The sequence below is a fragment of the Geobacillus thermocatenulatus genome (genome assembly GCF_002217655.1).
In the GTDB taxonomy this organism is placed as follows: Bacteria; Bacillota; Bacilli; order Bacillales; family Anoxybacillaceae; genus Geobacillus; species Geobacillus thermocatenulatus.
In genome coordinates, this window is sequence record NZ_NEWK01000001.1 from 554,730 (window position 1) to 569,188 (window position 14,459).

The window sequence follows — 14,459 nt, forward strand, 5'->3', positions numbered from 1 at the left end:
GGGGAGAGAGGATGCCGCACTTTATTGTGGAATACACGGCCAATCTCGGTGAAGAAGCTGACATTCGCGGCTTGCTGGAAAAAGTCCACCGCGTGCTGATCAAGCGGCGCGATTCGTTTCCTGTCGGCGGCATCCGGTCGCGCGCGATTCGCCTTGACGAGTACTATGTGGCCGACGGCGCGGAAGACGATGCGTTTGTGCACGCGACGCTCAAAATCGGCGCCGGGCGCCCGGAACAGGTGAAAAAAGAAGTCGGCGCCGAACTGTTTGCCGTGATGAAAGACCATTTCGCCCCGCTGTTTGCGAAACGCTATTTGGCGCTGTCGCTTGAGCTGTATGAGTTCAGCGAGGCGGGGACGTACAAGCATAACAACATTCATGCGCGCTATCGGACATAGCGGGAGGGGGAAACGAATGGCAGTGCAACCAAAAGTGCTTCATTATATCAATGGGCAGTTTGTGGAAGGGGCGGCCGGTGCGCATTTCGACAACATCAATCCGTTTACGAACGAACCGATCAACGAAGTCGCCGAGGGGCGGAAAGAAGACATCGATGCGGCGGTTCGGGCGGCGAAGGAGGCGTTTGATCACGGGCCGTGGCGGACGATGCCGGTTGAAAAGAGGCTCCGGTATTTGTTCCGCATTGCCGAGCTGATTGAAACATATGCGGACGACATCGCCTATTTAGAGGCGCTCGACACCGGCATTCCGATCAGCCAGGCGAAAAAACAAGCCGCCCGCGCGGCGGAAAACTTCCGCTTTTACGCGGAAATGGTGAAGACGCGCCTTGTCGGCGAGGCGTACCATGTGAATGGTCAGTTTTTAAACTATACCGTTTATAAACCAGTCGGCGTCGCTGGGCTCATTACGCCGTGGAATACGCCGTTTATGCTGGAAACGTGGAAGGTGGCTCCCGCGCTGGCGACCGGCAACACCGTCGTCTTGAAGCCGGCCGAATGGTCACCGTTGACGGCGAATAAACTGGCGGAAATCATCGATGAAGCGGGACTGCCCCGCGGGGTGTTCAACGTCGTGCACGGGTTTGGCGAAACGGCGGGCGCTGCGCTTGTCACTCATCCAGACGTGCGCCTCATCTCGTTTACCGGCGAGACGACGACCGGCATGGAAATTATCCGCAACAGCGCGGCAACGTTGAAAAAAACATCGATGGAGCTCGGCGGCAAGTCGCCGCTCATTGTGTTCGCCGATGCGGATCTCGAACGGGCGCTCGATGCGGCAGTTTGGGGCGTGTTTTCGCTCAATGGCGAACGGTGCACGGCCAACTCACGGCTTTTGCTCGAGCAATCGATTTACGACGAATTTGTCGCCCGGCTGAAAGAGCGCGTCGACCGCATTGTCATCGGCGATCCGATGAACCCCGCGACCGAACTGGGACCGCTCATTCACCGCGACCATTGGGAGCGGGTGAACCGCTATATTGAGATTGCCAAGCAGGAAGGGGCGGACGTCTATGCCCCCAGCGTTCCGAAAGGGCTGGAGCGCGGCAACTTTGTGCCGCCGACATTATTGCTTAACTGCCGCAACAATATGAAAGTGGCGCAGGAAGAAATTTTCGGACCAGTCATGGCGGTCATGTCCTTTGCCGATGAAGAAGAGGCCATTCGGTTGGCGAATGATGTCAAATACGGCTTGGCAGCGTACGTTTGGACAAATGACATGAAGCGCGGCCACCGCGTCGCCCAAGCGATCGAAAGCGGGATGGCGTGGGTCAACTCGCCGAACGTCCGTGATTTGCGCATCCCGTTTGGCGGGACGAAATACAGCGGCATCGGCCGCGAAGGCGGGCATTACAGCTTTGATTTCTATACGGAAGTGCAAGTTGTCCACGTCGCGGTCGGCGATCCGCCGATCCCCGCGTTCGGCAAGGGGGAGAAACCGACCGCCTTGTCTGCCGAACAGGCATAATGGCTAGTCAATATATACGATCTAGTATATGATAAACGTATGGGAACGAAAGCGAAAAACAAAACCCAACTGGCTTACGAGTATATTCTTTCCCGCATTGAAAACGGCGTCTATGGTCCAGGATACCGCGTCGTCATCGACCAAATCGCCCGCGAGCTTGGACTCAGCAGCATCCCGGTGCGCGAGGCGATCCGCCAGCTCGAGGCGGAAGGGCTCGTCGAATTTAAGCCGTATGCAGGCGCCGTTGTGAGCAACATCAACGAGAAAGAATATATCGAGACGCTGTCGGTGTTGGCTGTGCTGGAAGGCTATGCGACCGCGCTCGGCTCCCCCCATTTGACAAAGGAGGCGATCGATCGGCTTGAGCAAGTAAACGAGCGGATGGAGCGGGCGCTTGAAGAGCTGGAGCTGGAACGGTTCAGCGAGCTGAACTATGAATTTCACTCTCTGATTTACGCCCATTGCGGCAACGCCTATCTTGAAGAGCAAATCAAGCAAATTTGGCAACGGATGAAGCGCATCCGCGTGTACGGATTTACGTTGATCCCGCAGCGGGCGAAAGCATCGATCGAAGAGCATCGAGAGATCATCCGTCTGCTGCGGGAACAGGCGCCGCCGTATGAAATTGAACAATACGTTCGACAGCACAAAATCAACACCGCCGAGGCGTTTAAGCGGCGGCGCTGATCTTCTTCCGCCGGGTGAAGGCCTGGCGGAAGAACGACGATTTGAAAGCGCTGTCAATATAAAAGGGGGAAAAAAGATGAAAAAAGGAATGTCTCGATTGCTGGCGGCATTGTTGCTCATGTTCCTTGCCGCTTGTGGGAAGACGGCGACATCGGGAGGAGAGGATGAAGTCAAAATCGGCGCCATTTTTTCTGCCTCAGGCGGGGCGGCGCCGCTTGGCAAACCGGAGATGGAGACGGTCAAAATGCTTGTCGAGCAATGGAACGAGCAAGGCGGTATGGATGGAAAGAAAATCAAGCTGATTGCCTACGATGACAAGTCCGATCAAAATGAAGCCGTATTATCCACGAAAAAACTCATCGAACAAGACAAGGTGACCGCCATCATCGGCGGCACGATCAGCGGCAACTCCTTGGCCATGATCCCGCAAATCGAAAAAGCCGGCATCCCGTACATTTCCCTCGCCGCAAGCAAACAAATCGTCAATCCAAGCGATGGATCCTCGCGTCATTGGACATTTAAAACCGCTCAAGGGGACAATATCGTCATTCAGAAGCTGCTAGGTTTTTTAAAGGAAAAAGGATGGACGAACGTCGCTTGGCTGAACGTCGCCAATGCCTATGGAACGAGCGGTCATGAAGAGTTTAAACATTATGCTCCGGAATATGGGGTGAAAGCCGTCATTGAGGAGGAATTTGAGGCGACAGTCGATGATGCGAAAGCGATGTTGACAAGAGTGAAGAAAGCCAATCCACAGGCGATCATCGTTTGGGGAACAGCGCAGGAATCGGCGGTCGTGACGAAAAACATCCGCCAGTTGGGCATCGAGTCGCCGATTGTGGAAAGCCATGGCATCGGCACGAAAAGCTTTATCGACTTGGCCGGGGAGGCAGCCAACGGCGTATGGTTCCCTGCCGGGCGCATTTTAGTGGCCGATCAGCTTCCGGACAGCGACCCGCAAAAAGAAACGCTGCTGAAATACAAAGAACAATTTGAGAAAGCGTACGGCTATGCCCCGACCACGTTTGGCGGACATGCGTGGGATGCGTTCCATTTGTTGGTCAATGCGATCAAAGAAGGGGGAACCGATAAAGAAAAAATACGGTCGGCTTTGGAAAATACGAAAAAATTTATCGGCATTTCGGGCGTATTCCATATGTCGAAAGACGACCATACAGGGCTTGACGCCGACAGTTTGGTGATGGTGCAAATTCAAGACGGCAAGTTTGTGCTTGCCGAGCAGTAAACAACAGTTGCTTGAAGGAGGGCAGGGCATGGAAGCGTGGAGCCAGTTTGTGCAGCTGTTGTTTTCCGGGCTGACGGTCGGCAGCATTTACGCGTTGGTGGCGCTCGGGTTTGTCATTACGTACAGCGTGACCGGCATTTTAAATTTGGCTCAAGGCGATTTCGCCATGTTAGGCGCGCTGCTGTGCATGACGTTTGTCAACAGCGGCATGCCGTTTGTGCTCGCGATCGGGCTCAGCATTGCGGCGGTGATGGCGGTCGGTGCGCTGTTTGAACGGCTGGCCATTCAGCCGGCGCGCCGTTCGTCTGTCGCCGTGCTCATTATCATTACGATCGGGGCGTCGTTTGTATTCCGAGGGATCGCCTTGCTTGCTTGGGGGACGGACCCATACGCGCTGCGCCCTTTTACGGGCCATGGGGCGCTTGAGGTGTTTGGAGCGGTCATCCAATGGCAAAGTGTCTGGGCGATTGTCATTTCGCTCGCGAGTTTTGCCGCCTTGCATCTGTTCTTTCAACGGACGTACATCGGCAAGGCGGTGGCGGCCTGCGTCATCAACCCGTTTGCCGCTCGATTGATGGGGATTGACATCCGCAAAATGTCGCTTGGGGCCGTGGCCGTCAGCGCCGGTCTGGGGGCGCTCGCGGGAATCGTCATCGCCCCGATTTCGGGCGCCTCCTATGATATGGGGATGATGATCGGGCTGAAGGCGTTCATCGCCGCCGTTGTCGGGGGATTGACGAACGCCCCGGCGGCGATCGCCGGCGCGTTTCTCGTCGGGCTGCTTGAGTCGTTTGCGGAAGGATACTTGTCTTCGGGGTACAAAGAAGCGATCAGCTTTGGGCTGCTATTGCTTGTTCTGTTGTTCATGCCGAACGGGCTGTTCGCCAAGATGACCGGAAAGCGGGTATAAGGGGGACGGATGGATGGAGCAGGATCAACGAATGGCGGATGGATGGAAACGATGGCTCTTGCTTGCCGGCGCAGCCGTCTGGCTCGGTCTCCCTTGGCTCGTCTTCGGCAATAATTACGTGCTAAGCACGTTGATTCTCATCGGGCTGTATGCGCTCGTGGGCACGGGGATGACGCTGTTGATGGGGTATGCGGGCCAAATTTCGCTCGGCCAGGCGGCGTTTTACGGCATCGGGGCTTATGCGTCCGCCTATTTGACCGCGCATGCGGGATGGCCGGCCTGGCTGGCGCTGGCTGCCGGCGCGGTTTTGGCTGCATTGGTGGCGCTTGTGGTCGGCATTCCGGTTTTTCGGCTGCGTGAGCATTATTTGGCATTGGCGACGTTAGGATTCGGTGTCATTATGTTTACATTTTTTAAGGAATGGAAAGGGATCACGGGAGGGTTAAATGGCTTTTTTGGCATTCCGCCGATTCGCATCGCTGGGGTTCCGTTGCAAAGCGATCTCCCTTTTTACTACCTTGTATCGTTGTTCGTTCTGGCCGGGGTATGGTTTGCCCGCAACATCGTCCGCTCCCGAGTCGGAAGGGCGCTGCGAGCGATTCATGGAAGCGAGGTGGCGGCAAACTCGCTTGGGGTGAACATTACAAAATACAAGTTGCAAATCTTTATGCTCAGCGCTGTCTACGCTTCGATTGCCGGGAGCTTATACGCCCATTATGTCACGTTCATCAATCCGGACTTATTCGGCATCGTCCCTTCGATTTACTTTTTGATTATGGTGGTGATCGGCGGGGCGGGCAGCGTATGGGGAGGACTCATCGGCGCGGCTGTCTATGTCTGTTTGGGAGAATGGCTCAAAGCCGTTGTCCCGCTGCTGCTTCCTGATGCCGGCGGGGAATTTGAAATCGTCTTTTTTGGCTTGCTGCTCGTCATCATGTTGATTTACATGCCGAACGGGCTGACGGGCGTCGCGCTCAAAGGATGGAGGCGGTTTTGGAAAACAGGCTGGCGCCGACAGGTTGACAGCCATAAGGCCCGTTCGATCGGAGGGGAGCGGGGATGAGCGCCATGCTGCTTGAAGTGGAGCGATTGTCCAAATCATTTGGCGGCGTGCAGGCGGTGCAAGACGTCTCGTTCGGCGTCGCCAAAGGGGAGATGGTTGCCGTGATCGGGCCGAACGGGGCGGGGAAAACGACATTGTTCAATATGATTAGCGGCGTGATTCCGCCGACTGGCGGCTCCGTCCGCTTTCAAGGGGGCGTGATCAACGGCAAAAAGCCGCACGAGCTGGCGATGCTGGGAATGACGAGGACGTTTCAAAACTTGCAGCTGTTTTCTGATATGACGGTGTTGGAAAATGTGATGGTCGGCTTTCATACACGGTTGACGGGCGGAATCTTCAGCGCCGGCTTTCGGTTGCCGCTTGCGCGGCGAGAAGAAAAGCAGGCGCAGGAACAGGCGTTTTCCTGCCTGGAGCAAATCGGATTGGCCCATCTCGCCTGGGAGCGGGCGGGCACGCTGCCGTACGGAACGCAGCGGCTTGTGGAAATCGCCCGGGCGGCTGTGTCTCGCCCTTCGCTCATTTTGCTTGACGAGCCGATGGCCGGTCTGAACCCGCAAGAATCCAAGCAGCTCGTTGACGTGCTGCTGGCGATGAGGGAACAAGGCTTTACCTTTTTGTTCGTGGAACATGATATGGAAACGGTGATGGCGATCGCCGACCGGATCGTCGTCCTCGATTACGGCAAAAAAATCGCCGAAGGGGCGCCGGAAGAGATTGCGCGGCATCCGGATGTCATCAAGGCGTATTTGGGAGAGGAGGCGGTCTGATGCTTGTGCTTCGCAGCGTTCACGTCCATCACGGCCATTTGCACGTATTGAAAGGGGTCGATTTGCACGTCGGCGAAGGAGAAATCGTGGCGATTGTCGGCGCCAACGGGGCGGGCAAAAGCACGCTGCTCGGCACGATCGCCGGCGTCTACGCTCCAACCGAAGGGGAGATTCTTTTTGAACATAAACCACTTCCATATGGAAAGGTGGAGCACATCGTCGACAAGGGCATTTGCCTTGTGCCGGAGAGGCGGCAAATTTTTGACAGCTTGTCGGTGAAGGATCATTTGCTGCTCGGGGCGTACCGCCGCCAGCGCCGCGACAGGCAGGAAGTGAAGCGCGACTATGAGCGGGTGCTCGGGCTGTTCCCGAAACTGCAAACGATGCTCGACCGTCCGGGCGGACTATTGAGCGGCGGCGAACAGCAAATGCTGGCGATCGCCCGCGGGCTGATGGCGAGACCGAAGCTGCTCTTGCTTGACGAACCATCGTTAGGGCTGGCGCCGCTTGTGGTCAAGGAAGTGATGGGGATGCTGAGGGGGCTTTGCGATCAGTTCCACACGGCCATGATTCTTGTCGAGCAAAACGTGCGGGCCGCGTTGCAAACAGCGGACTATGCGTATGTTCTCGAGCGCGGTGCCATCGTCTTGCACGGAAAAGCGGCCGAGCTGCTTGCCGATGAGCGGGTGGCGGAGGCATACCTTGGAGCGGCGGACCGCCGATGACAGCGGTAGATCGTCGTTGTGTCTTTCCCCTATTTCTGCTATGATGGGGGTAGATTTGACCCTCATTTCGGCATGAATGGGGCCTAGCCATAGAGGCAAGATTGTCGGACGAAGCGTCCGTCGTGTGGAAACATCGAGAAGGAAAGCCGCCCAACCGCCAGCGGAAGGCGCAGGGCGGCTGATGACGAAAAGGGAAGGATGGGAGAACCGTATGGATGATCGTACATTTCGCAGAGCCATGGGAAAATTTGCGACCGGTGTGACGGTCGTGACGACCGAATTTCAAGGGGAAGCGAAAGGAATGACGGCGAACGCGTTTATGTCGGTTTCGCTTGACCCGAAGCTTGTCGTCGTCTCCATTGGCCATAAAGCGCGAATGCATGACATTGTCAAGCAAACGGGGAAATTTGCTGTCAACATTTTGCGGCGCGATCAAGAGGAGTTGTCGCGCTTGTTTGCCGGCCAGTTGAAAGAAGAGCGCCCCGTTTCGTTTGATTGGGTGAACGGCCATCCGATTTTGCCGGAGGCGTTGGCGAATATTTTATGCAATGTTCACAGCTCGCATGTAGCCGGCGATCATACGCTTTACTTTGGGGAAGTGACCGACATTTTCATGAAAGACGAACCGGGCGACCCGCTCTTGTTTTTTGAAGGGAAGTACCGGAGCATTGGACAATAAGCGCCCTTGGATGGATCGGGGCCGCTATGTCGATGCGGGGACGACGCAACAGGCGTTTCAGCCCGTCATCTTGCGTCCCGGCCGTTTCCATGGCGCTGTTAGAAAAGGTGTCCCGCTGTTTGGGACACCTTCGTTGTTATTTTTTCAATACATCGTGATCAACGTACCGTTCGCCGTTCAGTTCGCTGATGACGTTGATGGCGACTTTCGCCCCGTCGCCTGCTGTGATGATCGTATGAACACTGACGCCGGCCACCGTCCCTGCCGCCCAAATGCCGTCGATGTTCGTTTTGCCATTGGCGTCGACGTCAATCACCGTTTTAATGCGCGGCTCCGTGCCCGGTTTGGTGCGCAAGCCGATTTTTTCCGCAAGATCCGTGGCGACGCCGGTGGCGAAGATGACGTGTTTCGCTTCATAGGATCCGGTTTCCGTTTCAAGGCGGAATCCCCCGTCTGTTTTTTGCACATTTGTCACTTGCGTTTCCACCAATTCCGCCCCGAATTTTGCGGCTTGCTTTTTCCCGGTTTCCACCAATTCCGGACCGCTGATTTGCGGAACCCCGTAATGGTTTTCCACCCAAGCGCGCTTTGTCATGCCTTTGTCGCTGTCAAACAAGACCGTTTTCTTCCCGGCTTTGGCGGTGAAAATCGCAGCGCTTGCCCCCGCAGGCCCGGCGCCGATAATGGCGATGTCGTACATGGTGAACTCCTCCTTCTTTTGAATATTGGCACTATTATTACCTTATCACAAATGGAAAAAAGAGGCCAAGTGATCTGTTTATTTATTTATAATGATTATCATTTTATATTTACTTTAAATAATGACAGATGTATAATAGATACCAAACACACAGCAAAGGGGAGGAAAGGTGTGAATAAACCGGCCATTTGTGAACAGTGCGGTCAGCCGTTGCGGCGGCTGAAACATTCGCTGCTTTGTCAATGCGGGATGAAAATTGTCGTGCAAAAATAATACAGCGAAAAGCGGCTTCTTGTTTCTGTCGCATTCAACCGGCGAATGGCGCCGGTTTTTTTATCTTCTCATTTACGAAAGCAGCGAATATATAAAAATAAAACCGTATTTTTCACAAGGGTTGGTGCCGCTGATGCACGACAAACAAGATTTGGGAGCCCGCTTGGCCGCTTTTTACGTGGGGATGGCGGAGTGGGTGGGACAAAAGCAAAAGTATTTTCCCCTTCCATCCCATGAAGAGAGCCGGGATCAGTTGCTTGCTTGTTTATATATGAGGGAGCACATGCCGTCGGATTTGCGTGAAGCGATGGAAGATGCCGGATGGCGGCTCGAGGGGCAAGAGGCTCATCTCATCGACGCAATCGAACAAGTTTTGGCCTATTTGCGTACGCCGGTTGATGGCGGATGGGAGCTTCGAAAGATGACAAGAAAGGAAGCGAAACAGTTGCTTCATAAACGGGCGGAGGCTGTGTTCGGAAGCCCAAGTTCTGTTCGGTCTACACGCATCATGGTGACGATGGACGAGACATGGGTCGATGAACCGGGGCTGATCGAGCTGCTGCTTCTTTACGGCATGGACATTGCCCGCATCAACTGCGCCTACGGTTCACCGGAAACGTGGGAGGCGCTCGTTTCCATCATTCGTCAAGCCGAGAAGCAGTTGGAGCCACAGCTGCAGGCGAGGCGATGTCGCCTTTACATGGATCTGCCAGGGCCGAAAATCCGGGTGGACCGTCTGGCGGTCGACGCGGGGCCGATGAAGCTCTCTGTCAAGAAAAATCAATATGGAGAGGCAATCGAGCCGCTCTCGGGCCTCATTTCCTTCTCTTCTTCCCCGCCTCCGTCTACGCTCCCTCGTGAAATTTCATTCTTTTGGCAGTTGACGGCTGAGGACGGAGCGGCTGTCGAAGAAGGGGATGAACTGCTGTTTACCGATGTGCGCGGAAAAAAACGAAAATTGCGGGTGGCGGAACAAATCGCGCCGTCTTGTTTTAAAGTGTTTCTTTCACAGACCGCCTATGTCCAAAGAGGGATGAAACTGCGGAACGGATCGGCTTCCTTCATCCTTTCTTCTGTTTGGTTCATTCCAATGAAAGCGTTTGTCACCGTCGGCACGCCGCTTTATATTTACTTCGATGACGCCGCGTTTGCAGCGGCGCACAATGGCGGTGGAGTGAAAATGACGACGACGTTGGCGAAAGCGTGGCGCAATGTGAGAGCAGGGGATCGCCTCTACTTGAACGATGGGCAAATTGTCGCACGGGTTGTGAAAGTGCACGAGCAGCATGTAGAGGCCAAAGTCGTTGCCGATGGCGGAAAGCGGAAAGCGATCAAGCAAGGAACAGGCATCCATCTTCCTGATTCGTTTCTTCATTTGGCCGTTCCGCCGCTCACGGACCGCGACCTTGAATGGATTCCATTCATCGCCAGTCATGCCGATATCGTTGGGCTATCGTTTGTTCAGTCCCCTTATGACCTGAGAAAGCTTTATCATTTGCTTGCCGAACAAGGGGCCGGTTCTCTCCCGGTGATCGCGAAAATCGAAACAAGGGTGGCGCTTCATCACCTCGCCCGCATTTTGCTTGAAGGGCTGAAATTTCCGGCGTTTGGGGTGATGATTGCGCGTGGGGACTTGGCGCTTGAGATCGGATTTGAACATCTTGCGGCTGCACAGAACGACATGTTAGCGCTCTGCCGGGCGGCTCACATTCCGGTCATTTGGGCGACGCAAGTGCTTGAACAACTGGCAAAAAAGGGAATGCCGTCGCGCGCGGAAATCTCGGATGTGTTTCTTGGAAAACAGGCGCAATGCATCATGTTGAACAAAGGAAGGCATATTGCGGAGGCGGTGCGCTTATTGTCGTCGTTGTTGGAAAAGGAGGAGAGGCAGAGTGAGACGCTGACGTTGCCGAAAACAGACGGCGAACGGATGAACCTGCTTCACTTGTGGGAGGATGAAGGGTGAGCGTTGGGCTGCCGCTTGCGCCGTCTGTCTGAGAAATGAGCCGCGCCAAAAAAGGAGTCCTTCTGTGTTCGGGGGCTCCGTATTTTTTGTTTAAATGTAAACCTATATAAAAATAAGGTTGACAAATAAAACCCATATCCGGCACAATAGAAAAAAAGATTGGGAGAGGAGGGGAAACGTGCACATCCGTTCCTTTGTTTGGGCAGCCTTTTTTGCCGCGCTGACGGCGGTCGGCGGATTCATCAAAATCCCGGTGCCATATGTGCCGTTTACGCTGCAAATCGCTGCCGTTTATTTGGCCGGCTGTCTGCTTGGCCCCAAAATTGGAGCGCTCAGTCAGATGCTTTACGTGTTGATTGGGCTGGCGGGTGCGCCGGTGTTTGCGGAAGGAGGCGGGCTCGGTTATATTTGGAAGCCGACGTTTGGCTATTTGCTCGGTTTCATCGTCGGGGCGTATACGTGCGGCGCGCTTGTGCACCGCTTTCAATGGACAAGAGCCAGAGACATATGGCTGGCGAATGTGGCGGCATTGTTCGTCGTGTATATGTTTGGCTGCACGTGGTTGTACATAGCCATGAAATGGATCGCAGAGACTCCGTTTTCCATCGGCCAAACGCTATGGTTCGGCTTTCTTCTTCCGGTGCCGGGGGATCTCGCGCTTTGCGCCGTTTGTTCGGTCATTGCGGCGCGCGTATGGCCACGCGTCCAGCCGATCGTGATGACTCGAGGGATGGGGGGATAAGAGAATGGGGAAAGCCATTTTCATGACCGGAACAGGAACGGAAATCGGCAAGACGGTGGTGACGTCCATTGTGGCATTGGCGCTGGAGCGGCTTGGGATGAAGGTCAGCGTGTTTAAACCGGTTCAAACTGGACTGGCCGAAGATGGGGTGTCGTTTGCCGAACAGTATTGGTATGAACGAGTGGCAAAAATTCCTGCATCAGAAGGCATGTACTATATGGAGCCGGCGATGTCTCCGCATTTGGCAGCCGCGTTGACCGGAACGTCCATCAAACCGGAGCGGATTGCCGAGCGGTTGGAATGGCTTACGCAGCGCTATGATGTCGTGCTCGTCGAAGGAGCGGGCGGGCTGGCTGTTCCGTGGTGCGAGCGTGATGGACGATGGTATATGACGAGTGATTTCGTTCGTGATTATCAGCTGCCGGCTGTTCTCGTGTCGCTCTCGGGTCTTGGGGCGATTCACCACGCGGTGACGACGGCGGCGTATGCGGATGCGCAAGGCATCCGCCTGCTTGGCTTGATGTTCAATCAGTTTCAGGAGCAGGAGATCATCCACCGAAACAATGTCGAAACGATCGCCGCGTTGCTTCGGCTCCCGGTGCTGGCGGTCGTGCCGCTCCTTCCTGCTGTGTCAAGGAAGGAACTGGGAAATCTGGCCGAACAGTGGATCGAACAAGGAAAGGCGAAACAATGGTTGGAGGTGCTTAGCGTTGGTGTATAGCTACGAGCAATTGGAGCAATGGGACAAGCAGTGCGTCTGGCATCCATTCACGCAAATGAAGCAGTATGCGAAAGAACGTCCGTTGATCATTGAACGCGGGCAAGGAAGCTATTTGTACGATGTCGATGGCAACCGGTACTTGGATGGCTATGCGTCGCTATGGGTCAATGTTCACGGTCATAACGATCCAGAGCTGAACGCGGCGCTTCGCGAGCAGTTGGAGAAAATCGCCCATTCGACATTGCTCGGTTCGGCGAATGTGCCGTCGATTTTGTTAGCCAAACGGCTGCTTGAATATTGGCCGCACATGTCAAAAGTGTTTTATTCCGACACCGGGGCGGCGGCGGTGGAAATCGCGCTCAAGATCGCCTATCAGTATTGGAAAAACATCGATCCGGTCCAATATGCGACGAAAAATAAGTTTGTCTCGTTGAAGGAAGCGTACCACGGCGATACGGTCGGGGCGGTGAGCGTCGGGGGGATGGATGTGTTTCATCGCATTTTTGCGCCGCTTTTGTTTGAGCGGATCGAAGTGCCGTCGCCGTACGTGTATCGCATGGAGGAATACGGAAGCGAGCAGGAGATCGTCAGCTATTGTTTGCGCGAGATGGAACGGGTGCTTGAGGAGCAACACGAGCACATCGCCGGCGTGATCGTGGAACCCCTTGTGCAAGGAGCGGCGGGGATCATCGTCCATCCGCGCGGGTTTTTAAAAGGAGTGGAACGGCTTTGCCGGCAATATGGGGTGCTCTTCATTTGCGACGAGGTCGCCGTCGGCTTTGGCCGCACCGGCACGATGTTTGCTTGTGAGCAGGAAGAGGTGAAGCCGGATCTTGTCTGCCTTGGGAAAGGGATCACGGGAGGATATTTGCCGCTCGCGGCCACACTGGTCACGGAAGAGATTTATGCGGCATTTCTCGGCGATGTGGACGAAGACAAAACGTTTTACCACGGCCATACGTACACAGGAAACCAGCTCACTTGTTCCGTTGCGCTGAAAAACATCGAGCTCATCGAAACACGCGGCCTGATGGACAGCGTCAAGCGGAAGGCGCGCCGACTGGCCGAATGGCTTGATCGGTTGTATGACATTCCGATTGTCGGCGACATCCGGCAAAAAGGCTTGATGTGCGGCATTGAAATCGTGAAAGACCGAAGAACGAAAGAAGTGTTTCCGCGCGCGGCCATGGTGGAGCACCGGATCATCCTTGAGGCGCGCCGGAAGGGGCTTGTCATCCGTCCGCTCGGCCCGGTGTTGACGTTCATACCCGTTCTGTCGATGAGCGAAGACGAAATGGCTGAGGCGGTGCGCATTTTGTTTGATTCGATCGCCTGTTTGTACGAACAGGCGCGCGCAGAGCTTCTATAAGCGAGGGCGGCGGACAGCCGCCTGTTTTTTTGGAGTATACCGCAAATCCGAGAAAAGGATTTTCTTGAAGGGAAAGACCTTGTAGAAAGAAGATTTCCCTTGCATTCACGGATCGATGATTTGGGAGAAAAAGCCGTTTTTCACCAGCCTTCTAGGTACTGGCCTAAGCAGCGGGCGTTTTTCCTGCATACAGTGGGACTAAAGCGAGCGGAAGGGGGGAAGCAAGATGAGCCATCTCCAAGTAGCGGATGAGCGCATTTGGCGGCCATGGGGCTTTGGGTTTTGGCGGCCGCGCCCGTTTTTCTTCGGCGCTCCGTTTTTTGGCGCTCCATTTTTCGGCGGCTTTTTAGGCGGCTTGCTTGGGAGCGCATTGGTCCCGCCGTTTTTCTATCCGTGGTGGTATGGCCCGATTTGGTGGTGAGAAAACAGGCGAAGGGTGGGCGGACGGCCCACCCTCTTTTCTTGTTGTTGCATATGAATAAAGTGTAGCATTCTAGCTTTGGGGAAAGGAGAAGGAACAATGCTATTTCCAGGATTGTTGTTTGGCGCCCCATTTGTCGGCGGCTTCTTGGGTGGACTGCTCGGCGGCGCATTGGCTCCGCGGCCCTTTTATCCGCCGTATCCGCCATACCCCCCGTATCCAGGCTGGTGGTATTAATCAACGATTCATGAAAGAAGAATAAGC

General features: G+C 55.0%; 16 protein-coding genes. 15 read left to right on the forward strand and 1 reads right to left on the reverse strand.

All coding sequences use genetic code 11. The features are described 5' to 3' along the window. Nucleotides 1-11: 11 nt before the first annotated feature. The 9 genes from B9L19_RS02850 to B9L19_RS02890 all read left to right on the forward strand — a co-directional run bounded on the left by B9L19_RS02850 (nt 12) and on the right by B9L19_RS02890 (nt 8,003). Entirely contained in the window at nt 12-398 is a 387-nt protein-coding gene (locus B9L19_RS02850; RefSeq protein ID WP_025949911.1) for a 5-carboxymethyl-2-hydroxymuconate Delta-isomerase, read from the forward strand. A 16-nt stretch (nt 399-414) separates the two neighbouring features. Next, nucleotides 415-1,926 (forward strand): 5-carboxymethyl-2-hydroxymuconate semialdehyde dehydrogenase, encoded by a 1,512-nt coding sequence (gene hpaE, locus B9L19_RS02855; protein ID WP_047752582.1) that lies wholly within the window; start codon nt 415-417, stop codon nt 1,924-1,926. A 39-nt stretch (nt 1,927-1,965) separates the two neighbouring features. After that, nucleotides 1,966-2,613, forward strand: a complete 648-nt coding sequence (locus tag B9L19_RS02860; protein WP_025949913.1) for a GntR family transcriptional regulator — start codon at nt 1,966-1,968, stop codon at nt 2,611-2,613. Between the two features lie 76 nt (nt 2,614-2,689). Further along, nucleotides 2,690-3,859, forward strand: coding sequence for an ABC transporter substrate-binding protein (locus B9L19_RS02865; RefSeq protein WP_025949914.1), 1,170 nt, complete (start codon nt 2,690-2,692; stop codon nt 3,857-3,859). A 28-nt stretch (nt 3,860-3,887) separates the two neighbouring features. Next, nucleotides 3,888-4,769: a branched-chain amino acid ABC transporter permease gene (locus tag B9L19_RS02870; RefSeq protein WP_025949915.1), complete on the forward strand. Its 882-nt coding sequence runs from the start codon at nt 3,888-3,890 to the stop codon at nt 4,767-4,769. Between the two features lie 13 nt (nt 4,770-4,782). Then, entirely contained in the window at nt 4,783-5,832 is a 1,050-nt protein-coding gene (locus B9L19_RS02875) for a branched-chain amino acid ABC transporter permease (protein WP_025949916.1), read from the forward strand. Continuing rightward, complete coding sequence (locus B9L19_RS02880) at nt 5,829-6,599, forward strand: ABC transporter ATP-binding protein (RefSeq protein WP_025949917.1); 771 nt, start codon at nt 5,829-5,831, stop codon at nt 6,597-6,599. Before B9L19_RS02875 ends, B9L19_RS02880 begins: the two co-directional genes overlap by 4 nt. Beyond that, complete coding sequence (locus B9L19_RS02885; RefSeq protein WP_047752583.1) at nt 6,599-7,324, forward strand: ABC transporter ATP-binding protein; 726 nt, start codon at nt 6,599-6,601, stop codon at nt 7,322-7,324. Before B9L19_RS02880 ends, B9L19_RS02885 begins: the two co-directional genes overlap by 1 nt. 211 nt (nt 7,325-7,535) lie before the next feature. Beyond that, nucleotides 7,536-8,003, forward strand: coding sequence for a flavin reductase family protein (locus tag B9L19_RS02890; RefSeq protein ID WP_025949919.1), 468 nt, complete (start codon nt 7,536-7,538; stop codon nt 8,001-8,003). 136 nt (nt 8,004-8,139) lie between these two features. Here B9L19_RS02890 and B9L19_RS02895 read toward each other — a convergent pair whose 3' ends face one another. Further along, nucleotides 8,140-8,703 carry an FAD-dependent oxidoreductase gene (locus tag B9L19_RS02895; protein WP_025949920.1) on the reverse strand — a complete coding sequence of 188 codons (564 nt, stop codon included), beginning with the start codon at nt 8,701-8,703 and terminating at the stop codon, nt 8,140-8,142. Between the two features lie 406 nt (nt 8,704-9,109). Between B9L19_RS02895 and B9L19_RS02900 the strand changes: the two genes are divergently transcribed. From B9L19_RS02900 to B9L19_RS18930, 6 genes are all read left to right on the forward strand, one after another. Continuing rightward, nucleotides 9,110-10,942, forward strand: coding sequence for a pyruvate kinase (locus tag B9L19_RS02900; RefSeq protein WP_025949921.1), 1,833 nt, complete (start codon nt 9,110-9,112; stop codon nt 10,940-10,942). Between the two features lie 178 nt (nt 10,943-11,120). After that, nucleotides 11,121-11,684, forward strand: coding sequence for a biotin transporter BioY (locus B9L19_RS02905; protein WP_025949922.1), 564 nt, complete (start codon nt 11,121-11,123; stop codon nt 11,682-11,684). 4 nt (nt 11,685-11,688) lie between these two features. Continuing rightward, nucleotides 11,689-12,405 (forward strand): dethiobiotin synthase, encoded by a 717-nt coding sequence (bioD, locus tag B9L19_RS02910; protein WP_025949923.1) that lies wholly within the window; start codon nt 11,689-11,691, stop codon nt 12,403-12,405. After that, entirely contained in the window at nt 12,395-13,774 is a 1,380-nt protein-coding gene (bioA, locus tag B9L19_RS02915; RefSeq protein ID WP_025949924.1) for an adenosylmethionine--8-amino-7-oxononanoate transaminase, read from the forward strand. Before bioD ends, bioA begins: the two co-directional genes overlap by 11 nt. Before the next feature lie 226 nt (nt 13,775-14,000). Further along, nucleotides 14,001-14,195, forward strand: a complete 195-nt coding sequence (locus B9L19_RS02920; protein WP_025949925.1) for a hypothetical protein — start codon at nt 14,001-14,003, stop codon at nt 14,193-14,195. A gap of 99 nt (nt 14,196-14,294) precedes the next feature. Then, nucleotides 14,295-14,432: a hypothetical protein gene (locus B9L19_RS18930; RefSeq protein WP_167372762.1), complete on the forward strand. Its 138-nt coding sequence runs from the start codon at nt 14,295-14,297 to the stop codon at nt 14,430-14,432. Nucleotides 14,433-14,459 lie beyond the last annotated feature (27 nt).

What these genes read in the sequence shown, in the direction of transcription:
- B9L19_RS02850 (WP_025949911.1), top strand. Translation starts at nt 12, where the DNA reads ATGCCGCACTTTATTGTGGAATACACGGCCAATCTCGGTGAAGAAGCT.
- hpaE (WP_047752582.1), top strand. Translation starts at nt 415, where the DNA reads ATGGCAGTGCAACCAAAAGTGCTTCATTATATCAATGGGCAGTTTGTG.
- B9L19_RS02860 (WP_025949913.1), top strand. Translation starts at nt 1,966, where the DNA reads ATGGGAACGAAAGCGAAAAACAAAACCCAACTGGCTTACGAGTATATT.
- B9L19_RS02865 (WP_025949914.1), top strand. Translation starts at nt 2,690, where the DNA reads ATGAAAAAAGGAATGTCTCGATTGCTGGCGGCATTGTTGCTCATGTTC.
- B9L19_RS02870 (WP_025949915.1), top strand. Translation starts at nt 3,888, where the DNA reads ATGGAAGCGTGGAGCCAGTTTGTGCAGCTGTTGTTTTCCGGGCTGACG.
- B9L19_RS02875 (WP_025949916.1), top strand. Translation starts at nt 4,783, where the DNA reads ATGGAGCAGGATCAACGAATGGCGGATGGATGGAAACGATGGCTCTTG.
- B9L19_RS02880 (WP_025949917.1), top strand. Translation starts at nt 5,829, where the DNA reads ATGAGCGCCATGCTGCTTGAAGTGGAGCGATTGTCCAAATCATTTGGC.
- B9L19_RS02885 (WP_047752583.1), top strand. Translation starts at nt 6,599, where the DNA reads ATGCTTGTGCTTCGCAGCGTTCACGTCCATCACGGCCATTTGCACGTA.
- B9L19_RS02890 (WP_025949919.1), top strand. Translation starts at nt 7,536, where the DNA reads ATGGATGATCGTACATTTCGCAGAGCCATGGGAAAATTTGCGACCGGT.
- B9L19_RS02895 (WP_025949920.1), bottom strand. Translation starts at nt 8,703, where the DNA reads ATGTACGACATCGCCATTATCGGCGCCGGGCCTGCGGGGGCAAGCGCT.
- B9L19_RS02900 (WP_025949921.1), top strand. Translation starts at nt 9,110, where the DNA reads ATGCACGACAAACAAGATTTGGGAGCCCGCTTGGCCGCTTTTTACGTG.
- bioD (WP_025949923.1), top strand. Translation starts at nt 11,689, where the DNA reads ATGGGGAAAGCCATTTTCATGACCGGAACAGGAACGGAAATCGGCAAG.
- B9L19_RS02920 (WP_025949925.1), top strand. Translation starts at nt 14,001, where the DNA reads ATGAGCCATCTCCAAGTAGCGGATGAGCGCATTTGGCGGCCATGGGGC.
- B9L19_RS18930 (WP_167372762.1), top strand. Translation starts at nt 14,295, where the DNA reads ATGCTATTTCCAGGATTGTTGTTTGGCGCCCCATTTGTCGGCGGCTTC.